The sequence below is a fragment of the Hyphomicrobium sp. genome (assembly GCF_035572195.1).
Lineage (GTDB): Bacteria > Pseudomonadota > Alphaproteobacteria > Rhizobiales > Hyphomicrobiaceae > Hyphomicrobium_B.
On sequence record NZ_DATNBA010000096.1, the window covers coordinates 1 to 23,188 of the forward strand.

Below are 23,188 nucleotides of genomic sequence, written 5' to 3' on the forward strand. Positions count from 1 at the left end.
GGCACCGGCGACGATCTCGGAGGCCGACGCCGATCCGCCGTTGATCAAGACGGCGATCTTCTTGCCGTCTGTGATGTCGCCCGGACGGGCGTTGGCGCGCTGCGTTTCTTCGTTGTTGCGGCCCTTGGTCAGGACGATGGCGCCCTGTTCGAGGAAATCATCGGAAACCGCAATCGCCTGATCGAGCAAGCCACCGGGATTGTTGCGCAGATCGACAACGTAGCCTTTGATATTCGGCCCGATTTGCTTGTTCATCGTCTCGATGGCTTTGACGACGTTGGCATGCGTCTGCTCGTTAAAGGTCGTGACCTTCACGTAGCCGATGTCACCTTCGGCATGCGATTTGACGGCATTGATGCGGATCACGTCGCGGACGACTTTGACGTCGAACGGATCGTCTCTGCCCTTGCGTACAACGGTCAGCGTGATCGGCGTGTTGACCGGTCCGCGCATTTTCTCGACCGCCTGCTCGAGCGTCAGGCCGGAAATCGCCTCGTTGTCGAGATGCGTGATCAGGTCATTGGCCATCAGGCCGGCCTTGGCGGCGGGCGTGTCGTCGATGGGCGAGACGACCTTGATGACGCCGCTCTCCATTGTGACCTCGATGCCGAGACCACCGAATTCACCGCGGGTCTGGACCTGCATGTCCCGGAAGTTCTTCGGGCTCATGTAGGAGGAATGCGGATCGAGCGACGACAGCATGCCGTTTATCGCGGCTTCGATGAGCTCAGTGTCATCGGGTTTTTCGACGTAATCGGAACGCACGCGCTCGAGCACGTCGCCAAAGAGGTCGAGCTGTTTATAAAGCTCGGAATTTTGCGACGACGTCGCCGAGTATGTCTGCGTGACGTTCAAAAGCGTGGTTGCGCCGGCCAAGCCCGTCATCAGCAGGAATGTCCAGAACGCGTAGTCTATCTTGCGCATTAGCCTTGTACCTTTTGCTGACCTGTTGCCCACCAGGGATCGGGATCGATAGGGCGCCCGTCCTTACGAAATTCGACATACAAAACGGGTCCGCTCACTTCTGCGGACGGCGGCGAATTCCTCTGACCTCGACTCATTGTTCCGACGGGCTCCGCGGTCAGCACGAACTGTCCAGGTTGGACATCGATCTGTGACAGGCCCGCAAGCAGAACATGATAACCGTCGCCGGCATTGATGATCAAGAGTTGCCCATAACTACGGAATTCGCCAGCATAAACTACCCAGCCATCACAGGGCGAAGTTACCTGTGCGGAAAAGCGCGTCTCGATCACAATTCCCTTCGACTGCCCACCGAATTGCGTCTTTTCGCCGAATGCCAGCGCCCGGCGGCCTTGCGCGGGCGACGGCAGTTTGGCTCGGGCCTGTGCGAAGGGGATGGCAGGCTTGATTCGGCCTGGGCTGCCGGGGATCAGCGATGGGCCCGACGGCGCCAACTCCACCATTGGTTGTTTGGGACCTGGCGGCGGCGCCAATATGGCGACGTCGGTTTCGGCGTCCGCTGCAGGCGCGCCGGTGTTGGCTGGCTGTTGAGGCGCTGCCGGCGGCGGCGCGATCGACAGGACTTGCGTTGCCGGCTCGGCCTGATGCGCGGCCTTCAGTTCGTTGTTATACGCGCCAAGCCCGGTTTTCTCGGTCACGGTCTGGTCGAGCCGGCCGATCAGGTCGGAAAGATCGGTAACGTTTTTCGATATCTCGGCGGTGGCGACGCGGACCGAAGCCAGTTGCGACTGGCGGTCGGCCAGGGTCAGCTTTTTGGCTTCCATTAGGCTTGCGAGCCGCGTGCGAGCCTCATTCAGCCGGTCCGTCTCCGCTCTGAGCCGGGTGCCTTCGGTACGGATGTTGCCCATGACGCGCTGTAGCTCGTCAAGCTGCGTGCCAAGCTTGACGGCCTGAGTTCTGAGATCCGGGAACGCCGAAGAGAGCAGCATGGCGCTGCGAACCATCTTGAGGGCGTCCTCGGGCCGCGTCACGAGAACCGGCGGAGGGTTGCGCCCCATACGTTGCAGGGCCGTCAGAAGCGCCGCGATTTGCCCATGCCGCTGAACCAAAGAGCCTTGAACGACCCTTTCCTGCGCCTGAAGCTCGGAAAGTCGGCCCTCGATCGCCGTCATTTGGGCTTCGCTGCGCTGAATGAGGCCGGCCGTCTCGACGAGGCGAGAGTTCAATCGTTCGCGCTCGGCATCGAGCTCGACCACGTCCGACTGGATCGACTTCTCTTTGGCAGCGTTATCATTGAGTTGATGACGCTTTAGTTCGAGTTCGCGGCGGGCCGTCTCCGGATCGGAGGGGAGTGTTTCGGCGGCGGTGAGCGGCGTGGCAAGAGCAAATGAGACTGCCAACGCGCCGGTGAAGGCGACGCCGCGACCTGCGCCGCGGACGCAGTGCCAGTTCGTTCGACGGGCAGAGTGTAGTTTTGACACGGAGCCTCAGGTCAAAAGGCGCACAGAACTGGCACGGGCGAATTCAATCGGGCCAAGGCCGCTTTGGCATTAGGTGCGCCGGGACAGTTAAAACTTTTACCGCCAAGAGCAAATTTCAAATGTGTAATGCTTGGTCGTCGGCCTGATTTGGCGCCAGATTGCGACGTTTGCATCATGACTTGGCGATTGCCGTCCAGGAACCGAAGGCTTAAGCAAAAACAAGATTTTGGCCACGGAAACAATCGATGCAAACCTTTCTTTATCTTTTGTCCACGGTTGCCGTTTTTGTCGTCCTCATCGTGCTGCTCATGGGGCTGCACACGATGATGAAAGGCGATAATTCCAACCTCAGTCAAAAGCTGATGCGATGGCGCGTCGGCCTGCAATTCCTGGCGATTATCATCATCATTGCCTACGTATTTGTGTCTCACTGAAGGCGCAAACCGGGCAATCGCCACTGTCTTACTCGTTGTTTTGGCGCCGTTCAGGAATTGATCGATGGTCCTACTCAACCGCATCTACACGAAAACCGGCGATGCCGGGACGACGGCACTGGGCAGCGGCGAGCGGGTTCCCAAGACATCCTTGCGGATCGCCGCCTACGGCACCGTCGATGAAACGAATGCCCAACTCGGCATGGTTCGCCTGCACTTGGCCGGACGCGAGCCGGACGTCGATGCGATGCTGGTGCGCGTTCAGAACGACCTTTTCGATCTGGGAGCCGACCTATGCGTCCCGGATCGCGGCGAGAAGCTGCCCTACGAGCCGCTGCGCGTCAGCGATGCGCAGGTCAAGCGCCTCGAGGACGAGATAGATCTAATGAACGCGACCCTCGAGCCGCTGCGATCTTTCGTGCTGCCGGGTGGCACGCCGGCGGGCGCGGCGCTGCATGTTGTGCGTACCGTCTCGCGACGCGCCGAACGGCTGATCGTGGAGCTGTCGATGTTGCCGAACGAAACGGTTAGCGCACCCGTCCTCAAGTACATCAACCGGCTCTCCGATTTCCTCTTTGTTGCGGGGCGCTACGTTAACGACCGTGGCAAGGCCGACGTTTTATGGGTCCCCGGAAAGAACCGGTGACGGGCGGCTGTCGATGAGTTCGGTTAAGCCGATGTCGTTTCGACCTGTCGTTCTGCTGCTTCGAGCTCCCGCGCCGCGACGCGGGCACCAATTGACTCGCGCACAACCGGACCGTAGCTTCCGCTCTTCGCAGTTGCGAGACTGTCGTGAGGTTGGCAGAGCCCCGGCCGAGGTTTGGCGGCCTATTTCCTCGCGAAATCATTTAAGCGCGGGGAGTGTCGCGCCGCAAAAAAGTCTGCGGGTATCAAACCGCGGGCAACAACAAAATAGGGGAGCGCCGGGCGTCCGGCGAGTGGCATGAAGATCGTTGTACCGGTCAAGCGCGTCGTTGATTACAACGTCAAAATTCGCGTCAAGCCGGATGGTTCTGGAATCGACTTGGCGAATGTCAAAATGTCGATGAACCCATTTGACGAAATAGCCGTCGAAGAAGCGGTCCGGCTCAAGGAAAAAAGCGGCGCCAAGGAAGTCGTCGTCGTCTCGATCGGACCGGCGAAGGCGCAGGAGACCCTCCGAACCGCGCTCGCGATCGGTGCGGATCGGGCCATCCTTGTAGAAGTGCCGGACGGCGCCGCGGTCGAGCCGCTGGCCGTCGCCAAGCTTCTCAAGGCCCTCGTCGACGTTGAAAAGCCCGACCTCGTCATTCTCGGCAAGCAGGCGATTGACGACGACTGCAATCAAACGGGACAGATGCTTGCAAGCCTGCTCGACTGGCCGCAGGGCACTTTCGCTTCGAAGGTCGTGCCGGAAGCGGGCGGCGTTTCAGTCACGCGCGAAGTCGACGGTGGGTTGGAAACGATCAAGTTGAAATTTCCCGCCGTGGTGACGACGGACCTGCGCTTGAACGAGCCGCGCTACCCGTCGCTGCCAAATATCATGAAGGCCAAAAAGAAGCCGCTCGATGTGAAGAAGCCCGAGGACTTGGGTGTAGACATCAGTCCGCGGCTCAAGGTTTTGAAAACCTCCGAACCTCCAACGCGAAAAGCCGGCGTCATGGTCGGCAGCGTCGCCGAACTCGTGGACAAGCTCAAAAACGAGGCGGGGGTTCTTTGATGACGACACTTCTTCTTGCCGAGCTTTCGGGCTCTGAACTTGCACCGGCGACCGCCAAGGCGCTTACCGCGATCGCAGGTCTTAGCGGCGATGTTCATATCCTGGTCGCTGGATCGAACATAAAGCCCGCTGCCGAATCCGCGGCTAAGCTCAAAGGTGTTTCGAAGGTTCTTACCGCTGATGCACCGCACCTTGCCCATGGTCTCGCCGAAGAGGTGGCGGCGCTGATCCTGTCGCTCGCGAAGGACTACTCGGCGATCGCCGCGGCAGCCACGTCGTTCGGGAAAAATATCCTGCCGCGCGTCGCCGCCAAGCTCGACGTCATGCAGATTTCCGACATCACGAGGGTCGTCTCGCCCGATACGTTCGAGCGACCCATCTACGCCGGAAATGCGATCCAGACCGTGCAATCGGCGGAGAAGATAAAAGTCCTCACCATCCGCACGTCGGCTTTTGCGGCGGCAGATGAAGGCGGCTCGGCGGCGATGGAGACTGTCAGCGCGCCACCTGCGGTCGGCACAGCGACATTCGAGAAGGCAGAGCTGACGAAGTCCGATCGTCCGGAGCTGACGTCGGCGCGGATCATCATTTCCGGCGGTCGCGGCATGGGCAACGGCGAAAACTTCACCAAGTACATCGAGCCGGTCGCCGACCGCCTAGGCGCTGCGATGGGTGCGTCGCGCGCGGCCGTCGACGCGGGATTCGTTCCGAACGATTGGCAGGTCGGGCAGACAGGCAAGGTCGTGGCTCCCGATCTCTATCTAGCGGTCGGCATTTCAGGCGCCATTCAACATCTCGCGGGCATGAAAGATTCAAAGGTGATCGTCGCCATCAACAAGGATAGCGAGGCGCCGATCTTTCAGGTCGCGGACTACGGACTTGTCGCCGATCTTTTTCAGGCACTGCCGGAACTCGATGCAGAACTTCAGAAAGCGGGGCGCTGATTTCGCCGGCCCGCAACTGACCGAGGAAACTTTTTCATGCCGCAGGCGCAAAGGCTGATGGAAAAGGGCAGGGCGAGCATTCAGCCAGCCCGGTCGATCAGTAAGGTCGGCATCATTGGGGCCGGGCAGATGGGCACCGGCATCGCGCATGTCGTCGCGCTCTCGGGCTATGAGGTGGCGCTCAGCGATCTCAAAAAGGAAACCTACGACAGAAGCATCGAAACGGTCGAGGGCAACATGGCCCGGCAGATCGCTAAAGGCATCATCAAGGAAGACGACCGCGAACAGGCTCTCGCGCGCATCACTTATGCGCCAGATCTCGAAGCGTTCGGCGATTGCGATCTCGTCATCGAATCCGCGACCGAGGACGAAGCGTTGAAGCACAAGATCTTCGCCGCGCTCTGTCCGCACTTGAAGCCGACGGCGCTGCTCGCGTCCAACACCTCATCGATTTCCATTACGCGGCTTGCCGCGACGACCGACAGGCCTGAAGATTTCATCGGCATGCACTTCATGAATCCGGTGCCGTTGATGGAACTCGTCGAACTCATTCGCGGCATTGCGACCGAGGACGAGACGTTTTCGACGGCGAAGGTCTTCGTCGAGAGTCTCGGCAAGACGACCGCCGTGTCGGAAGATTTTCCGGCCTTTATCGTCAATCGCATTCTGTTGCCTATGATCAACGAAGCCGTTTACACCCTCTATGAGGGCGTCGGTACGGTGGAGGCCATCGACAAGGCGATGAAGCTCGGTGCGCATCATCCGATGGGGCCGCTAGAGCTTGCCGATTTCATCGGGCTCGACACGTGCTTGAGCGTCATGCAGGTCCTTTACGAAGGGCTTTCGGACTCGAAATACCGGCCGTGTCCGCTGCTCGTCAAATATGTCGAGGCTGGATGGCTCGGCCGCAAGACTCAGCGCGGTTTTTATGATTATCGCGGCGAGAAACCCGTCCCGACGCGGTAGGCGGCAACTATCCAACTAACCGAGAAAGCGACCTATGCTCGTCGAAATGCCGGCGCGCTCAGCAAGCGTTGTCAGGAATGGATAGACGACGCCCCAGGACAGCGCCGCGATGGCAAGCGTCACCGCCAGCGCCACCCACCGGCGCATTCCCCAAAATATGCGATGCGTCATCGCGACGAATATGACGATGATCAGCATCGCAGCCGACATCACGCTCAGACCGACCGTCTGCATGTCGATGCCGGCAGTCGTCTTCGCGGCGATGACACCGGCCGCAAAGATGATCAGTGCGACGGCGGTCGCAATGATTGTGCAATAGCTCACGCTCAATGCGCAAAGTTTGACGTAGGACATCGGCGTGCGCGGTCGTGTGCCGAGTGCGCGGCAAACATAAAATTGGATGGGCGTCAGAATGGCGATGCCGACGTACTGCACGATTTCGTTGGTGATGACGGCGCCGGTGTCGGCGGTATCTGGAACGCCGAGCAGGGCCGAGTAGAGACGCGGCAACAGCACGTAGCTCAACGTCAGCTGAGCTCCGAGGCACGTCGACAGAAAAGCCCATTGTGATCGGTAGGTGGGATCGTCGGTCAGCCGAATGATCGTATCGACCGGATGGCGCAAAAATGAAAGCGCGACGGAGAGAATGCCGTTGGGTCTCGGCTTGCTGAGGAGCTGATTGGCGAGAGAACTCCAGCCTTCGGCCGTCGTGTTATCTACCGGTGCGCCGCAGCCGCTGCAGAAATTCCCGGTCAGCGCCGTGCCGCAGGCTTCGCAAAGCCCGGCTTCACTTGCTTCAGCCCCCGCCATGATCGCGAACTCCCCTGTCGCGGCCGATATCGGATTTTTATCATGGTTCGGGTGCGCCAGAAACTGGCGCAAGCCGGCTTGAATAGTTATGCAGCCATTGTTGGCAAGGCGTTGAAAGAGGACGAGAACAATGGCCGAGACATCACGGGTCGCGCTGGTCACGGGGGCGGGCTCGGGTATCGGCCGGGCAGTGGCGTTGAAACTACAGGCCGCAGGTTACGACGTGACGGTGCTCGGCAGGCGTAGCGGCGAGCTTGAGAAAACGGCCGGCGATGCCAAATCGGGCGGCGGGAATTTTCTCGTTGCTCCGGCCGATGTGACGGATGAAGTGGCGGTCAAAGCAGCGTTCGCGAAAACGCGCGACCGTTTCGGGCGGCTCGATCTCTTGTTCAATAATGCCGGGACATTTTCGCAAGCTGCGCCGCTTGATGAGCTGGCTCTCGCCGAATGGCAGCGCGTCGTCGACGTCAACCTGACAGGCGTGTTCCTCTGCGCGCGCGAAGCGATCCGCATCATGAAAGCGCAAGACCCGAAGGGTGGCCGCATTATCAATAATGGCTCGATCTCGGCGCAGGTACCCCGCCCGCTATCGGCACCCTATACTGCGACCAAGCACGCCATCACGGGGCTCACGAAATCAATTTCGCTCGACGGCCGTGCGCACAATATCGCGTGCTCGCAAATCGACATCGGAAATGCCACGACGGATTTGACGGCCAAAATGGCGAACGGAATTCTGCAGGCGAACGGCAGCGTCATGGTCGAGCCAAGGATGGATGTCGCGCACGTCGCCGACGCCGTGCTTTACATCGCCAACTTGCCGCTCGACGCCAACGTGCAGTTCATGACGCTGATGGCGACAACCATGCCGTTCGTTGGTCGTGGCTGATTTGGCCGTAGCACAACATATGAAAAGTCCGGCCGGACGGGCTTTCTAGGTACCCATCCGGCCGGTCCCCGTCACTCTGCGAAGGCGCTCCGGGGAAGTGACGCGTTCGTCTGCACCGTTCGCAGAGATCTCATAGACTGGCGTCAGTTCGGAAGAAGCACGCCGTTGATCACGTGGATGACGCCGTTCGACTGATTGACGTCGGCGATGGTAATTTTTGCCTTATCGCCCTTGCCGTCGATGACCCACCAGCCGCCCATCTTGTCGCCTTGAATGGTGATTGGTTCACCTTCGACCGTCTTCAATTCGAGCTTGCCGCCGTTGGCCTTCGCCTGTCTCGCAAGCCATGCAGCAGAATATTTGCCGGCAACGACATGATAGGTCAGGACGTTCTTCAGCTGGGCCTTGTTTTCAGGCTTGAGCAGGTTCGGCACCGTTCCTTCCGGAAGCTTGTCGAACGCGGCGTTCGTTGGTGCGAAAACCGTAAATGGACCTTTGCTTGCGAGTGTATCGACCAGGCCCGCTGCTTTGACGGCAGCGACAAGGGTCGTGTGATCCTTGGAGTTGAGGGCGTTCTCGACGATGTTTTTCGAGGGATACATGGCGGCGCCGCCGACTTCGACAGTCTTTTCCATCGTCTTGGCGAGCGAAGGTGTGTTGGCTATTGCGCCGAACGACAGCGCCATAGCGCAAGCAGATGCGCCGATTAATGAGGCGCGAACGATCTTCAACATGGGTTTTCTCCGGTTCATGTTTCATGCCTCCATTTCGGAGCGCGCCGGAGTTACGGATGATGTCGGAGAAGGTTTCGGAAATCTCATCTAGGATTTTTTTCATCGGCGGTGATCCAATTCGAGGATGCGGAATTCGCCGAACAGGCAATGCTAATTTGTCGTTGGAATGAGTTTGCCCGCAAAAACCACGGGGCCGGTCGGCGCACCGGTCGGCGAGCCGCCTTCAGGTTCGAGGCTGACGGCGAACGTCGCGTCTTTGATCACGTCGGGTTTGTAAGCCGCTAATGAAGGACGCATCACTGCGTGCGGTTCATCGATTACGCCCAAGGACTTCGGCGCGCCAAGACTGTCCTGCACCAGCCACAATTCGTAGCTTTTTCCGGGCTCATGTTTCGCGGCCACGGGACGGACCGTCATTGTACGTTCATCGACGTTGACGGTCACAAGAAACGCCGGTGATGTCGCGTCTTTCTGCAATACCGCTACGAGATTTTGTTGTTTTGGCCTTGGCTGAAACTCGCGCACGCCAACGGTCATGAGAAGAGTTGCCGCAAGCGCCGATGCCGCGAGCGCTGTGGCACGCCAGACATTCACGCGGCGGCGCAGTTCGACAATCGCGGCGTTGCCGACGGGCGCAATGTCTTCGCCATCGAGGCGGGCTTCGATCTTGGCATAAAGGCCGCTTGGCGGCGTTACGGGTGGCGCCGTTTCGGTCAGAGGCGCGAGGCGGCGTTCCCAATCGAGGATCGCCGCACTTAAGGCTGGTTCGCGCGTGCGACGGGCGGCAATCGAGGCGCGTTCGTCAGCGTCGAGCGTGCCAAGCACATACTCGGCTGCTAGACCATCGATGTCTTCATCATTGGTCATGAGCCGAGACAGCCTTTCAACGATGCCAGCGATCGGCGCAGCCAGGTTTTGATCGTGTTGACCGGCTGACCATACTTCGCCGCAAGTTCGTCGCGACTCAAGCCTTCGCAGTAGGCAAGCACGACCATTTGCCGGCGATCGGGTTCAAGGCGCGTCAGGCAGTCTGCTAATCGACGTCCATCTTCGCTGCGCATGATGGCGGCGAGCGCGGTTTCATCATCTGACGCGAAATTCTGAACTTCGGGATGATCTTCAATAGCGACCGGGCGCTTGCGGCGCACTTCATCCAGCGCCCGGTTGCGAGCGATCGTCGCCATCCACGAAATCGGCGATGCCCGGTCGGGACTGAAGTCAGCCGCCCGCTCCCAGATCTTCACGTAAACCTCTTGCAGCACCTCGTCGGCAATGTCCCGGCGCTTCAATATACGGAGAGCGATGCCGTAAAGTTTCGCGCTTGTCGCTTGATAAACCTCAGCGAACGCCGCCCGGTCTTTCCGAGCCACGCGGTGCAACAACGCGCTTAAGTCCTGGGCGGACGTCATGACAGTATGAACGCCAATTTCGAGCAATTGGATCGGTTGGCGGCCGAATTCGTGGCGCATCCGCGTAGGGCCGGCCTCGCGGCAATGCCGGCTGCAGTTACAGCGCCGCTGGCGTTATCTCGGTTTTGAGAAAGCCCGTCAAATCACGCGTCAGGTAGTGAATGTGGGCGGGCAGCTCGCGCCATTCCCTGATCTTCAGTTGCGCCGGGTGGTCGATATAATCGGAATGCACCAGGACTGTCGTCATGCCGAGTTCGGAAGCGACCACGAGATTGTGCGGCATATCCTCGAACATCGCGGCGCGTGCCGGTGCGATCGCGTGCAATTTCGACAGCTGGTCGAAGGCCTGACGCTCCGGCTTCGGAACATAGTCGAGGGCGGCGATGTCGCAAATATCCTCAAAGAGATGCAGCACGCCGAGCTTAGTTGCCACCTTCTCCGCGTGGCGTCGCGAACCATTGGTGAATATCAAGCGCCTGCCGGGCAGCGCTGCAATCGCCGCCGCAAGCTCGGGCAACTCCGGCACGACGGAAAGATCGATGTCGTGCACGTAGTCAAGAAACGGACCGGGTAGCAGTTTGTGGACCTTCATCAGCCCGGCGAGCGTGGTGCCGAACTGGCGGTAGTAGGCCTTCTGCAAATGCCGCGCGTGCTCGAAGGGAACGCCGATCGCCTTGGCGATGTAGGAGCCCATGCGCTGGTCGACCTCGGCAAAGAGATTGCACGAGGCGGGATACAAGGTGTTGTCGAGATCGAAAATCCAGGTGTCGACGTGTTGGAAGCCGCGCCGCGTTACAACGGCCTCGAGTGCATCGGCCACAGCAGACACTGAGGCCAGCGGGCCCATCAGGCTTTACCCTTCTTGCGGTCGGCGCGCCGAACGAGAGTGCCGACGCCATGCTCGGTAAAGAGTTCGAGCAGCACACAATGGGGCACCCGGCCGTCAATGATGACGACGCCCTCGACGCCCGCCTCGACGACTTCGATGCAACCCTCGATCTTCGGGATCATACCGCCCGATATGGTGCCGTTCTTGATCATCTCGCGCGCGTCTTCGATCGTAAGCTCGGGGATGAGCTTCTTGTTCTTGTCGAGCACGCCGGAGACATCCGTCAGCAACAGCAGGCGTTTGGCCTGCATGCGCGCGGCAAGAGCAGACGCGAATGTGTCGGCGTTGATATTGAGCGTTTCGCCGTCGCGGCTGATGCCGACTGGCGCGATCACCGGAATGAGATCCGATTTCGAGATCACCTCGACGATGTGCGGGTTGACCTCGAGCGGTTCGCCGACGTAGCCGATGTCGATGGCCTTCATCAGATTGGATTGCGGATCCGGCATCTCGGTGATCTTCTTGGCGATCATCAGATTGGCGTCTTTGCCGGAAATGCCGACGGCCTTACCGCCCTGCCGGTTGATCGCCGAGACGATCTCCTTGTTGATCTTGCCGGCGAGCACCATCTCGACGACTTCGACTGTCGGTTTGTCGGTGACACGAAGTCCGTTCACGAAATCGGATTTGATCTCGAGCTTTTGCAACATGCTCGCTATTTGCGGACCGCCGCCGTGGACGACGATCGGATTGATGCCAGACTGCTTCAGGTAAACGATGTCTTGCGCGAACGCCTTGGAAAGCTCGGCATCGCCCATGGCGCTGCCGCCAAACTTCACGACGACGGTCTGCTCGTCGTAACGGATCAAATGTGGAATGGCTTCGGCCAGGATGCGGGCCTGCAGGTGCGCCGACGGCCGTTCTTCGACGGGCGCGGCATCCTTTCCGGTGAAGCTTTTTCCTAACGTCACGGGGTTCCCCCAATCGGCATCGACCTGACCTGACGTGGCGCGGAGAATCGATCCGGCGCCCATCGCCGGTTGTCTTTGTCGCGGTCTTATAGCCCGTCAGCCAAATGCTCAACGGATTTCCCTCTGTTTTGCAACAGACGGGCCTTCCTGACGCAGGCGGGCGCTGGTCTGGGGACGAATGGCATTGTCGCCTGCCCACGGCCGGGCGAATGCTATACCTTCGCCACTCAGATGTGTTTCCGACACGTATTCACGATCGGCTTTGGCCGGTCCTTGCTTTCGTTTTGGGAGACTACGTGGGCGTGACAGCCACCGACCTTGCTCAAATCCCGATGTCGGCCGATCTCGGTTCGACGCTGGCGCGCGGTTCCGAGTTCGCCGAAGCGACGGGGGCGGGCGAGGTGACGCTTGAGCATCTGCTTGGGGCGTTGTGCGACGATCCCGACGCGATCGCAGTTCTCGATGCGAGCCATATCAACATCGAACGGCTCCGCGCCGATGTGACAGCGCGAGCCTATCAGGGCGGCGTGCAAAGTCAGGCCCCATCCCGCGGCGGTCTGGCCATATCGGAGGACGTCAGACGTATTCTCGAAGCAGCAGCCGCCGCCGCGCGGGGCAGCCGCAGGCGCGAAATCAACGGCGCCATAGTGCTCGCCGCCATCGTCGGCGACGCGCGCAGCACGGCGGCTGAGATTTTGCAGGCGCACGGATTGAACTTCGACGGCGCCATCCGTGCCTTGCAGTCGGCCTTGGCTCCGGTACGAGACATGCCTGCACAGGTTCCCGTTGCCGACGATGTTCTCGCCCGCGCTCGTGAGCGTGTGCAGTCGCGATCGACGCCATCGCTGCGGGACATGATGAAGGACATGCCGCGATCGGAACCATCGCAGCCTGTTGCCGTGCCGGAGACCGTGGAAAGGGAAGAAAAGGCGCCTCCCGCACCCGCCGCGACAGCCCCGCCAACCCAGGCACCCGTTGCGACCCCGATACAACCGGACGCAAAGCAAGCGGCCGTGGCTCCCGCCGAAGAAAATCGCGAGGCGTCGCCTGTTGGTGTTCCGCAAACCGCGACGGGCGGCAAAGGGCCGCCGGCACCAGCTCCCGCTCCGGCGCCGTTCCATCCTCAGCGCGGGTCCGGGGCCATGCCCGCGGCCGTTGATCCGGCTCTGCCGTTTCCGTCGCATCCGGCGGCGCAATGGCCGAGCGGTGGAAGCCATCCGGCACCTGAACATAAGCCGGCATGGCAGCCTGGAGCGTTAGGTTCCGGTCGAGACATTCCGGACTTCATCCGCGAGAGGAAAGGCACGGCCAGTCCGCCGCCGATCCCTCCGGGGGCGCCGAGGCCGGGCATGCATCCTCAGGGTGCTCCGCAAGGTGCGCGTGCCCGTGCTCCGGTTCCGTCGCCGGGCTACACAAGCCCCCAGCCGAACCCCAGCAGCAGCCGTCCCTCGCAGAATGCTCCGGCGCCGCAGCAGCGGCCGCAGCGCGGTGCAAACGAACGGCGCGGCAAGCCAGTGAAGGTCGAAGCCGGGAAGATCGCCGAGAATATCCCGCGCACGATGCGCGTCGGAAAAACGGCGCGCGTCGAAATCCGCATCGCCAAGGCGTCGGTCGACGCATTCACGGAAGGCCTCGAAGGTGGCGGGCCGGTTTGGCAGCACAAGGTCACGGTGACGAAAGCGATGGCTGTGCGGCTTCGCGCGCCCGAAGGCGGCTTTTTCATCGAGACGGCGTCGCCCGAAACGCAGTGGATCGAAAACAATATCGGTTTTCCGAGCGACGATTTCGCGAGCTGGCGATTCCTCGTCACGCCGCAGTCGCGCGGCTGGTCGCAGCTGCAGATCATCGTGTCGGCGCGGACCGTCGGCGCAGACGGCGTCGCCGCCGAGACGGCGCTGCCCGATCAGATCGTCGAGGTGAAGGTCCGCAGGAATATCAAACGCACGGTGCTCCGACTTTTGGGTTGGACCGTTGCTGCGGTCGTCGGCGGCGCGCTTTCGACATTCGGTCAAACGGGCTTCGCAGTCTTAAAGATCGTCGTGCAGAAGTTCTTCCATTGATCGTCCATGCGGTCGGCGATCGCGCGGCGGCTTACTGGCCGCCGTGTTCGTCGAGGAGCTTGGCGATCACAGCGCGCAATTCTTCAAATCCCATGCCCGTCTCGGCCGACGTCGCGATAACGCTCGGAAAAGCGGCGGGATGTTTTGCGAGCGATTGCAGCGTCCGCGTCATGGTGCTGGCGAGATCGGTCTGACTGATCTTGTCGGCTTTCGTCAGGACCACCTGATACGAGACGGCCGCAGTGTCGAGCAGCGCCATCATCTCGTCGTCGGCCGGTTTCAGGCCGTGCCGCGCATCGATCAGCAACACGACGCGCAGGAGCGTTCGCCGCCCTGAAAGATAACCCCGCAACGTGGTGTTCCAGGCCTTGACCTTGTCTTTCGGCGCCTGTGCGAACCCGTAACCCGGCATGTCGACGAGGTAGACGCCGGCCTCGGGTTCGGTGAAAAAGTTTAGCTCCTGCGTGCGACCCGGCGTATTCGAAGCCCGCGCCAGCCGCAGCTGTCCGACGAGCGCATTGATGAGGCTCGACTTGCCGACGTTCGAGCGCCCGGCGAAGGCGATTTCCGGACGGTCGTCGGGCGGCAAGTGATCGAGATCCGGCGAGCCGCGCGAAAACGTCCAGGCACGCGTGAAGAGGCGGCGGCCTTCTTCAATCGCTGCCGCCGACATGGGGTCCGTGACGGTCATCGCATCTCTCGATCAGGTAAGCGCGCCGTGAGCGTCTTTGGCCCGGACCTCACTTGCTAGCGTCGCCGCTCGCGCCAAATAACAGCTTTCGGATTGGCGCGACCGTGCGCCTGATGTTGTCCATCAAGTGGACGGGTGCACCGTTCTTCTTATTGATATGCAACTGCTGGAAGATCGACAGTGTGTTGCTCCAAGCCCAATAAATTACGAGGCCGGCCGGAAAACCTCCCAGCAAGAACGTGAAGACCAGCGGCATCCACGTGAAGATCTGCTGCTGGATGGGATCCGGTTGCGGCGGGTTGAGCTGCATCTGAACCCACATCGTAAGGCCCATGATGATCGGCCAGATGCCGATGTGCATGAACTCCGGCGCGGCGAACGGCAAGGCTCCAAACAGATTTACAATCGAAGTCGGATCGGGTGCCGAGAGATCCTGAATCCAGCCGAAGAACGGCGCGTGGCGCATGTCGATCGTGACGAACAGCACCTTATAAAGCGCGAAGAAGACGGGGATCTGCAACAGGACCGGCCAGCATCCGGCCAGCGGATTGATCTTCTCCTTTTTGTAGAGATCGAAGATCTCTTTTTGCTGGCGCTGGGCGTCGTCCTTGTAAAGTTCCTTTATGCGCTGCATCTCAGGCTGCAGCTTTTTCATGCGCGCCATGCTCGTGTACTGCTTGTTGGCAAGCGGAAAGAACGCCGCTTTCACGAGCACTGTCAGTATAAGAATCGTGACGCCGAAGTTGTGCACGATGCTGTTGATGAATTCCATCAACTTAAACAACGGCCGGGTGATGAAGTAGAACCAGCCCCAGTCGATCATCTTGTTAAATTGCAGAATGTTAAGGGCGCTCTCATAGCCGTCGATCAGCGTCGACTGCTTGGCGCCGGCATAGAGATGCGCATCGACGCCTTTGCGGGCGCCCGGCGGAACAACGAGGGCGCCGAGCAGATAGTCTGCTTGAAACGCGTCTTTGTTTGCCGCGTCGTTCGCCTTGAGTGCCGAATACATCGCCCTGTACGCGGCCTTCTGGTCGGGAACCAGCGCCGTCGCCCAGTATTTGTCTGTGATGCCGAGCCACCCGCCGATTACGTTTTCAATCGTTTTCGGAACGCCGCTCTTGATGGCATCTGCGTAGGTTATTTCCTGCAGCCCGTGTTCGCCCGACACGCCGATCAGGCCTTCATGCAGCAGGTAATACGGCTGCGATGCGGGGTGGCCGCTGCGGTGCACACGCGCGTATGGCAGCAACGTGATCTCCGCCGAGGTCTTGTTCTCGACCTCGTCCACGACTTTGAACATGTAGTCTTTGTCGATGGAAATGTTGCGGTGAAAGACGAGGCCTTGGCCGTTGTCCCACACGAGGGTAACGGGTGTGTCAGGCGTCAACGCAGTGCCGCTCTCCAATGACCAGAGCGAATCGCGATCCGGAACTTTTACCTGCGTTCCACCCTGCGCGACCCAGCCGAACTCGGCGAAATAGGCCTCAGGCGAACCGGCAGGCGACAGCAACGTCACCTTCTCGCTGTTTGGGTCGACGGTGACATGGTACTTCGTCAGTATAAGGTCGTCGATGCGGCCGCTCTTCAGCGCGATCGAGCCTTTGAGCGACGGCGTCACGATTGGGACCCGCGGCGAGGCTTTGAGCGTTTCGTCCCGCGTCAGCGGGGTCGCTGTCGGAGTCTGCTGACCTGCGGCCGGAACGTTGGCGCTGGGTGACGCTACAGGCGCGTTGGCGACGCTTGGCGGGGCTTCGGAGGACGACGTGCCATCCTTCTGCGCTTCGAGTTTTTTATTGAACTCCTGGCGAGCCTGCTCATGCTGAATTTGCGGACGCGCAAAAAAATACTGCCACCCCATCAGTACGGCGATCGACAGCGCAACCGCGAACATCAAGTTGTTTTGGTCTTTAGGATCGTTCGGAGATTTCATTAAGACCTCGGGTGAGCGCCGACCGGGGCGGGCGCCTTGTGCGACCCCGGAAGCGATGGCGGAAACTCGTCATAAACGGAAGGGGACACCCGGTCACGCTGAACCTTTTTTGCCGTCCGCAGTCCGTGGCGCGGATCGGGTCTCGACCGGGGGGCCGCGCTTATTGCTGCCGCGAAGTGCTGCGAGAGCGCGCGTAACATCCTCAAGTAACAGAGCATACGGGCGGTCGAGCGCGGTACGTCGAGCGACAATGACGTAATCGCACGAAGCCTCAGCACCGACCGCGCCAGCGGCAAAAGCCGCCTTGAGCCTGCGGCGAATGCGATTGCGAGTCACGGCATTGCCGAGTTTCTTTGTGATCGTGAACCCGAAGCGAGGCCCGTCGCCGTGTCCAGGCATCATCGGCCGCTCCCGCATTTCAATAAGGAATGCAGGGGTCGACGAACGGCGACCGCCGCGTACCGCGAGAAATTCGGTACGCGCCTTGAGGGTTGGCAGGATCGGAATAATTGCCTCCGCCCGCGAGAGTTCACGGCTACACGAGCCTTGGCCCGGTTTACGCCGAGAGGCGCTTGCGGCCCTTGGACCGGCGGCGTGCAAGAACCCTTTGACCGCCGGCGGTCAGCATGCGCTTGCGGAAGCCGTGGCGGCGCTTGCGAACAAGGCGGCTCGGCTGATACGTGCGTTTCACGGATATCTCCGTTCAAGTCTCTTGGCCGCTCCGTCCGAAGGGACAAGCTGGCAAATTGCTTTTGTTTTCCGTAGGTTAAGAAAAGCGGCAACGCCTGGATAACGCCCCAGCAGAAACCCCACTTCTCCGGAAGTCCGGCCCTTATAGTTGCCACATCTGAGCAAGTCAACGCGGCGGCGGGACTACGGCCATACGGCTTGTCCGAGGCTTCGGCGCAAGCCGTCCTTAAATCCAGTCGCCGGTGGCAGCGGGCTTCGATCCCGTGAATCCCAGACGACAACGATCCTTCAGCAAAGGTCATACGATAGGCCGACTTTGTCCCCCGTATTCATTGCGCTCGGACGTCGTGATGCGATGACAGTGGCAAGCGAACTCGTAAGAAAAGGAGCTGAAAACCCCACGTCTTCAGACGCTCAGAATACGGCGGTCGATTAAGGTGGCGCCGTAATTGACGCTTTAGCGTATCAGCGTGTCAGATCGCCTCCGCCATCGTGCTTCCAATTCTGGAAAGGCCGTCATGCCCAAGGATAGTCCTGCTTCCGGCGCTGCGGCGCAGAACGAAATAATCGAGGCCGATTTCTGCGTCATCGGCGCGGGCTCGGGCGGGCTTACGCTTGCCGCCGCTGCCGCCGCCTACGGCCAGCGCGTGGTCCTTATCGAAAAACACAAAATGGGTGGCGACGGATTGAACTACGGCAGCGTGCCGTCGAAGGCGTTGCTTGCCGCGGCGAAGCGGGCCAACGCGATGCGAACCGCATCGCTGTTCGGTATACGGGGCGTCGAGCCGCTGATCGATCATCGTGCCGTGCAAGAGCACGTTAAAAACGTGATTGCACAAATTGCGCCGAACGATGCCGTGGAGCGTTTCGCGGGCCTCGGCGTGCGCGTGATCACGTCGGCTGCGCGGTTCGTCGACAAGTCAACGGTGAGCGCCGGCGACTATCGCATTCGGGCTCGGCGCTTCGTCATTGCGACAGGGTCTTCGCCCGTCATCCCGTCAATCCCGGGGCTCGCCGACGTTCCTTATTTCACGAATGAATCGATCTTCGAGAATGCCGATTCAATTCCGCATCTGATCGTCATTGGTGCCGGATCGACGGGTCTCGAACTGGCGCAAGCTCACCGCCGTCTCGGTTCGCGGGTGACAGTGCTCGATGCCGCCCATGCCATTGCCGAGGAAGATCCCGAACTCGCCGTCGTCTTGCTCACGCGACTTTCCAACGAAGGCATCGTCATTCGCGAGGGCGTCCGCATTACCCGTGTCTCAGGCGGTCAGGGGCGCATTGCGCTCGAGATCGAGAGCCGCGACGGAATGGAAACCATCGAAGGCAGCGACCTGCTTCTTGCCGCTGGCCGCAAGGCCAATGTTGCCGATCTAGGACTCGAGGCGGCCGGCATCGCGCTCGCAAACAAGGCGATCAAAGTCAACTCAGGGCTCAGAACGAGGAACCGTCGCGTGTTCGCGATTGGCGATGCGGCAGGCGGCCCTCGATACGGTCATGTCGCTACGGACCACGCCGGCATCGTCTTGCGCCGGACGTTGTTCCGCCTCCGCTCCAACACCTCCGGCCGCGCCGTGCCACGGGTCATCTATACCGATCCCGAGCTCGCCCATATCGGCCTCAGTGAACCAGAAGCGCGCGCAAAGCACGGCAAGATCAACGTGCTGCGGTGGCCCTTCCATGAGAACGATCGGGCGCAGGTGGAGCGAGAAACGGATGGCCATATCAAGGTTGTGACCTCGAAGAAGGGCCACATCCTCGGCGTCTCGATCGTTGGGGCCAGTGCCGGAGAGATCATTCAGATGTGGTCGCTTGCAATGTCCCAGGGCCTTAAAATCCGAGCCATGACGCAATGGATCTCGCCCTATCCGACACTCTCGGAAATTAACAAACGCGTTGCATTCCGTTACTTTGCAACAGAGCCCAGTAATCCCTTCGTGCGCAAAATCATCGCGTTGCTGGCTAAGCTCGGCTAATGATTTTCACGACTGGAGATTCTTAACTGGGTGCATCGCGCAATTCTCAATAACAACGGACAGCACGGCAACGATTCGGCGGCGAAGAGTTCAGCGGCCGGGGCGCCCCGGCGCGCAATAACGCGCTTTTGGGCCCGCCTTGGGCTGCCCGCGAAACTGCTGCTGCTGACGGCCGTGTTCGTGCTGATTGCTGAAACGCTGATCTTCCTGCCTTCGGTCGCGAGTTATAGAATGACGTGGCTGCAGGAACGGCTGACGGCGGCGCAACTCGCGGCACTGGCATCCGACGCATTTCCCGGTGGGCAAATTCCGTCCGGGCTTCGGGCAGATCTGTTGCGGACCGCCGAAGTGCGCGCCATCGCATCGCGCCGTGAAAACGAGCGCCGATTGGTTCTCGCCCCGCCGGACGACGTGTCGATCGATTACGTTTACTACCTGCAGCGTGAGCCGGATTCCTTCTGGGAAGGCATCGGCCTCAAATTCAAACAGGTCGAGGACGCAATCGCGACTCTCTTTGCCAACAACGACCGAACTATTCGCGTCGTCGGACATAGTGGCCCCGACAGCAACGACCTGATCGAGATCGTCATTCCCGAGCGGCCTCTAAGGGCGGCGATGATGCGGTACGGCCTCAACATCCTTTGGCTATCGATCATCTTGTCGCTGCTCACCGCGGCCGTCGTCTACTTCGCGCTGACCTGGCTTTTCGTGAAGCCGCTGACACGGCTGACGAGCAACATGCTGCGCTTCTCCGAAGATCCGGAGGATGCCAGCCGCATCATGCCTCTCACCGGCCGCGTCGATGAAATCGGCGTCGCCGAGCGGGAGCTGGCGAGCATGCAGCGGCAGCTCTCCGGTCTTCTTGCGCAGAAAACCAGGCTCGCCCAGCTTGGCCTCGCCGTCTCGAAGATCAATCACGACCTGCGCAATATGCTTGCGAATGCGCAGCTCATCTCGGACCGTCTTGTCGACATTCCTGATCCGACGGTTCAGCGCTTCGTGCCGAAGCTCATCGCCACGCTCGACCGTGCCATCACGTTTTGCAATGCGTCGCTGAAGTTCGGGCGGGTCACGGAAGAAGAGCCGCGCCGCGAGCTGATGCTCTTAAAGCCGCTCGTCGAGGAAGTGGCGGACAGCCAAGGCTTGCCGCGCGAGGGTTCAATCGCGTTCATTGCCGACATGGATGACTCGCTGCGCGTTGATGCCGACCACGAGCATCTGTTCAGGGCGCTGAGCAACATCGTCCGCAATGCGATGCAGGCCATCGAAAGCATCGAGGACAAGACGGACGGCGAAATCCGCGTCGCCGCACATCGCGAGGGCCGGAAGGTGGTCATAGATGTGACAGACAACGGCGCCGGCATTCCGCAGAAGGCGCGCGAAAATTTGTTCAAGGCGTTTCAAGGCTCGACCAAAAAGGGCGGCACGGGTCTCGGCCTCGTCATCGCCGCCGAACTCGTGCAGGCGCATGGCGGCACACTGACGCTTGTCGACGGCTCGAATGCCGCGCATTTCCGCATCGAGCTGCCGGACCGTTCCCCGCATTGACGCGGGCTGCACCTTTTGGCGAGCTGTCCAGCTTCATAGATGAGCGAATTATGCCGGGTCCGAGAACCGGAACGAGGGCCTTGCGCTTAATGGCGCGAGCCACTAGAGAGAGGGGCTTCGCCGCCCCGGCAACCTTGCCGGACGGGGCTTTTTGCCCTCGCGCTGCGAGGATGCGCCCGTAGCTCAGCTGGATAGAGCACCAGACTACGAATCTGGGGGTCGGAGGTTCGAATCCTTCCGGGCGCGCCACTCCCGAACAAAGCCACTCCCATACAAAAGAGAGAACTGCGGACGCGGTTTTGTCTGGGCCATTGCAATACAATTACTTCAGCGAGGGGGCGTCAGCCCTAGAGCCGCCCGGCCAAGATGCGACTAAAAATCCGGGTGGTTGGAACTCAATAGATGTTTTAGTCTTGAGTTTGAGGACGGCCTCAAATCAAACACACGGCGGGGACGGCCCCTAAGGAGGGGCCATGGCGTGGGTGTATTTGGTTCTCGCTAGCGTGTTCGAGATCGCGGGCGCAATTTTTTTAAAGAATGCTGACGGATTTACGCGGCTCGGCCCGACGGTTCTTACCGTCGCCAGCATGACCACGAGCATTGTGTTTCTTGGTTTCGCGATGCGAACGCTATCGATGGGCTCGGCATACGCAATCTGGACCGGAGTGGGCGTCGTCGGTGTGGCATTTCTCGGAATTCAGATGTTCGGGGAATCGAGCAGTCCGGTTCGACTAGTAAGTATTAGTCTGATCGTCGCCGGAGTCGTCAGCTTGAAGTTGATGGAATAGGCTCCGGGCGGACGTCTTTGATCGAGACGCCTGCGCCGCGCTCTTCGGCGCGCGGCGCCATCGCGTGCTGCGGCGCGTATTCACGACCGTGTTCGCGAACGAGACGTTTCAACAGATCTGTGGTGGTGGCGTTCATGTCTCGTCTGCGCCCCCCCGATAGGCGTCAATGCACGCTCGTGCACTATTTCGAATGTCAATCTTCGCAACCGGTGGCACCGCTATAATTTCGGCGCTGTCTTCAACCTCGACGGCTGCCCTAGCAAATTCGCGACGTGCGCGAAATTTTCGTTGGGCAAAATTGGGCTCAGCGGGTGCACGGACGGCATGCATTGGCTGACATCAGCCTGCACCTGGTCTTCCAGTATAGCAGCAGACATCGGACCTCGACGGACTTCATCGTCACGGGTGTTCACTGCATCAGTTTCCCCATGCCAACCGGCGGCAAAGCGCGGCGAAGAGACCCGCGCACGCTGCATCCTATAAATCTTCAAATAGCGATACCAGGACTGGATTGCGGCATAACGTAGGCCGGTCATGCCGCCGGTGAAATGCACGCGCCAGATGTAGTACTTGAAAAAATTCATCGGAATTTCGGTGATCAAGCGTGGCAGCAACGGCGCGGTCGAATGAGGATCGGCGTATTTGACCGAAAGCCAGGCGCGTTCGTCCAGCTTTTTCTTCATGTCGTCGAAGGAGCGCATCGAATGGTGATGAATCGTGGCGCGAAGCGCTCCGATACGGTGGTCGTCGGTCACAACCGAATCATGAATTGCCGAATCGCGGAAGCGGACGAAACGGCGGTCATACAAACGAACATACCAGTGATCCCGCGCCCATGCCCTTGGCCTCGCATTGCCGGGATAGATCAGGTGGATCGGCATGCCGTAAGCGACAAAAGGCGGAAGACCTTTCTCGAATAGCCTTACAATTTCGATCTGAAGTTCGCGGGTCACGACCTCGTCGGCGTCGATATTGAAGACCCAGTCATTGCGGCATTGCGCTTCACCAAAGCGCTTCTGACCGCCGAACCCCAGCCACGGCTGCGTGACCACCCGCGCACCTTCCTGGCGCGCTACGGCGACAGTATCATCCGTGCTTTCGCTATCGACGACGATGACTTCGTCGACCCAAGATCGGACCGAGCGAATGGTTCGGGCGATACGATCCGCTTCGTTCTTCGCGATGATGAAGCAAGATATTGGCAACATGCCGTTCACAATCGTATCCAACCGATCGTCCGCGTCCCGAACACTAAGCCTACTTGGTCAAAATGTATTTGCGCACAAATGAACTGCGTTCACGACATTTCGTGTGCTGCTTGTCGGAATTTGCACATGTACTTGCAGTACTCAACTGCTCGCAGATGAAAGCGATGTGGATAGTGGGTGACAAGAATGTTTTTTTTACTA

General features: G+C 60.1%; 23 protein-coding genes, 1 tRNA gene and 1 pseudogene. 11 read left to right on the top strand and 14 right to left on the bottom strand.

The features are described 5' to 3' along the window. Both VN623_RS08170 and VN623_RS08175 read right to left on the bottom strand, forming a co-directional pair. Window positions 1–924: S41 family peptidase (locus tag VN623_RS08170; RefSeq protein WP_325569943.1), on the bottom strand; the 924-nt coding region annotated here is incomplete at its 3' end. Then, window positions 924–2,405, bottom strand: coding sequence for a murein hydrolase activator EnvC family protein (locus VN623_RS08175; RefSeq protein WP_325569945.1), 1,482 nt, complete (start codon window positions 2,403–2,405; stop codon window positions 924–926). The genes VN623_RS08175 and VN623_RS08170, both read right to left, overlap by 1 nt. Before the next feature lie 245 nt (window positions 2,406–2,650). Between VN623_RS08175 and VN623_RS08180 the strand changes: the two genes are divergently transcribed. The 5 genes from VN623_RS08180 to VN623_RS08200 all read left to right on the top strand — a co-directional run bounded on the left by VN623_RS08180 (window position 2,651) and on the right by VN623_RS08200 (window position 6,448). Then, window positions 2,651–2,839, top strand: coding sequence for a twin transmembrane helix small protein (locus tag VN623_RS08180; protein ID WP_325569947.1), 189 nt, complete (start codon window positions 2,651–2,653; stop codon window positions 2,837–2,839). Window positions 2,840–2,903: 64 nt separating this feature from the next. Beyond that, window positions 2,904–3,485 carry a cob(I)yrinic acid a,c-diamide adenosyltransferase gene (locus tag VN623_RS08185; RefSeq protein ID WP_325569949.1) on the top strand — a complete coding sequence of 194 codons (582 nt, stop codon included), beginning with the start codon at window positions 2,904–2,906 and terminating at the stop codon, window positions 3,483–3,485. 297 nt (window positions 3,486–3,782) lie between these two features. Next, on the top strand, window positions 3,783–4,538 hold the full coding sequence (locus VN623_RS08190; RefSeq protein ID WP_325569951.1) for an electron transfer flavoprotein subunit beta/FixA family protein: 756 nt from the start codon (window positions 3,783–3,785) through the stop codon (window positions 4,536–4,538). Beyond that, window positions 4,538–5,482 (top strand): electron transfer flavoprotein subunit alpha/FixB family protein, encoded by a 945-nt coding sequence (locus VN623_RS08195; RefSeq protein WP_325569953.1) that lies wholly within the window; start codon window positions 4,538–4,540, stop codon window positions 5,480–5,482. Before VN623_RS08190 ends, VN623_RS08195 begins: the two co-directional genes overlap by 1 nt. 36 nt (window positions 5,483–5,518) lie before the next feature. Continuing rightward, on the top strand, window positions 5,519–6,448 hold the full coding sequence (locus tag VN623_RS08200; protein ID WP_325569955.1) for a 3-hydroxybutyryl-CoA dehydrogenase: 930 nt from the start codon (window positions 5,519–5,521) through the stop codon (window positions 6,446–6,448). A 15-nt stretch (window positions 6,449–6,463) separates the two neighbouring features. Here VN623_RS08200 and VN623_RS08205 read toward each other — a convergent pair whose 3' ends face one another. Next, window positions 6,464–7,420, bottom strand: coding sequence for a zinc ribbon domain-containing protein (locus VN623_RS08205; RefSeq protein WP_325569957.1), 957 nt, complete (start codon window positions 7,418–7,420; stop codon window positions 6,464–6,466). On the opposite strand from VN623_RS08205, the gene VN623_RS08210 reads away from it, so the two are divergent. Further along, window positions 7,389–8,147 carry an SDR family oxidoreductase gene (locus tag VN623_RS08210; protein ID WP_325569959.1) on the top strand — a complete coding sequence of 253 codons (759 nt, stop codon included), beginning with the start codon at window positions 7,389–7,391 and terminating at the stop codon, window positions 8,145–8,147. The two genes, VN623_RS08205 and VN623_RS08210, sit on opposite strands and share 32 nt — an antisense overlap. 143 nt (window positions 8,148–8,290) lie before the next feature. Here the strand turns inward: VN623_RS08210 and VN623_RS08215 are convergent, their stop codons facing one another. The 5 genes and pseudogenes from VN623_RS08215 to argB all read right to left on the bottom strand — a co-directional run bounded on the left by VN623_RS08215 (window position 8,291) and on the right by argB (window position 12,153). Further along, entirely contained in the window at window positions 8,291–8,881 is a 591-nt protein-coding gene (locus VN623_RS08215; protein WP_325569961.1) for a fasciclin domain-containing protein, read from the bottom strand. 198 nt (window positions 8,882–9,079) lie between these two features. Next, a pseudogene (locus VN623_RS08220) lies at window positions 9,080–9,748 on the bottom strand (anti-sigma factor); the annotation flags it as partial. After that, the gene (locus VN623_RS08225) at window positions 9,745–10,290 is read right to left on the bottom strand and encodes a sigma-70 family RNA polymerase sigma factor (RefSeq protein ID WP_325569988.1); all 546 of its coding nucleotides are present in this window, start codon (window positions 10,288–10,290) and stop codon (window positions 9,745–9,747) included. The gene VN623_RS08225 and the pseudogene VN623_RS08220, both read right to left, overlap by 4 nt. Before the next feature lie 97 nt (window positions 10,291–10,387). Then, window positions 10,388–11,137 carry a pyrimidine 5'-nucleotidase gene (locus VN623_RS08230; protein WP_325569965.1) on the bottom strand — a complete coding sequence of 250 codons (750 nt, stop codon included), beginning with the start codon at window positions 11,135–11,137 and terminating at the stop codon, window positions 10,388–10,390. Next, window positions 11,137–12,153: an acetylglutamate kinase gene (gene argB / locus VN623_RS08235; protein ID WP_325569967.1), complete on the bottom strand. Its 1,017-nt coding sequence runs from the start codon at window positions 12,151–12,153 to the stop codon at window positions 11,137–11,139. The genes VN623_RS08230 and argB overlap by 1 nt, the downstream gene beginning before the upstream one ends. A gap of 239 nt (window positions 12,154–12,392) precedes the next feature. Here argB and VN623_RS08240 point away from each other — a divergent pair, with 239 nt between their 5' ends. Continuing rightward, the gene (locus tag VN623_RS08240) at window positions 12,393–14,150 is read left to right on the top strand and encodes a Clp protease N-terminal domain-containing protein (protein ID WP_325569969.1); all 1,758 of its coding nucleotides are present in this window, start codon (window positions 12,393–12,395) and stop codon (window positions 14,148–14,150) included. A 31-nt stretch (window positions 14,151–14,181) separates the two neighbouring features. On the opposite strand, the gene yihA is transcribed toward VN623_RS08240, so the two are convergent. From yihA to rpmH, 4 genes are all read right to left on the bottom strand, one after another. Further along, window positions 14,182–14,841 (bottom strand): ribosome biogenesis GTP-binding protein YihA/YsxC, encoded by a 660-nt coding sequence (gene yihA / locus VN623_RS08245; RefSeq protein WP_325569971.1) that lies wholly within the window; start codon window positions 14,839–14,841, stop codon window positions 14,182–14,184. Window positions 14,842–14,890: 49 nt separating this feature from the next. After that, a complete protein-coding gene (yidC, locus tag VN623_RS08250) occupies window positions 14,891–16,774 on the bottom strand; it encodes a membrane protein insertase YidC (protein ID WP_325569973.1) in 1,884 nt (627 codons plus the stop codon). 93 nt (window positions 16,775–16,867) lie between these two features. Beyond that, window positions 16,868–17,374 (bottom strand): ribonuclease P protein component, encoded by a 507-nt coding sequence (rnpA, locus tag VN623_RS08255; protein WP_325569975.1) that lies wholly within the window; start codon window positions 17,372–17,374, stop codon window positions 16,868–16,870. Beyond that, window positions 17,331–17,465, bottom strand: coding sequence for a 50S ribosomal protein L34 (rpmH, locus tag VN623_RS08260; protein ID WP_325569976.1), 135 nt, complete (start codon window positions 17,463–17,465; stop codon window positions 17,331–17,333). Before rpmH ends, rnpA begins: the two co-directional genes overlap by 44 nt. Window positions 17,466–17,982: 517 nt before the next feature. Here rpmH and VN623_RS08265 point away from each other — a divergent pair. From VN623_RS08265 to VN623_RS08280, 4 genes are all read left to right on the top strand, one after another. Continuing rightward, window positions 17,983–19,443, top strand: a complete 1,461-nt coding sequence (locus tag VN623_RS08265; protein ID WP_325569977.1) for a dihydrolipoyl dehydrogenase family protein — start codon at window positions 17,983–17,985, stop codon at window positions 19,441–19,443. A 30-nt stretch (window positions 19,444–19,473) separates the two neighbouring features. Next, window positions 19,474–20,991 (top strand): HAMP domain-containing sensor histidine kinase, encoded by a 1,518-nt coding sequence (locus VN623_RS08270; RefSeq protein ID WP_325569979.1) that lies wholly within the window; start codon window positions 19,474–19,476, stop codon window positions 20,989–20,991. A 172-nt stretch (window positions 20,992–21,163) separates the two neighbouring features. Beyond that, window positions 21,164–21,240 (top strand) — tRNA-Arg (locus VN623_RS08275). 224 nt (window positions 21,241–21,464) lie between these two features. Continuing rightward, window positions 21,465–21,779, top strand: a complete 315-nt coding sequence (locus tag VN623_RS08280) for a multidrug efflux SMR transporter (protein WP_325569982.1) — start codon at window positions 21,465–21,467, stop codon at window positions 21,777–21,779. Here the strand turns inward: VN623_RS08280 and VN623_RS08285 are convergent. Continuing rightward, window positions 21,757–21,915, bottom strand: a complete 159-nt coding sequence (locus VN623_RS08285) for a hypothetical protein (protein ID WP_325569984.1) — start codon at window positions 21,913–21,915, stop codon at window positions 21,757–21,759. The genes VN623_RS08280 and VN623_RS08285 overlap by 23 nt on opposite strands. 82 nt (window positions 21,916–21,997) lie before the next feature. Continuing rightward, on the bottom strand, window positions 21,998–22,987 hold the full coding sequence (locus VN623_RS08290) for a glycosyltransferase family 2 protein (RefSeq protein WP_325569986.1): 990 nt from the start codon (window positions 22,985–22,987) through the stop codon (window positions 21,998–22,000). Between the last annotated feature and the right edge of the window lie 201 nt (window positions 22,988–23,188).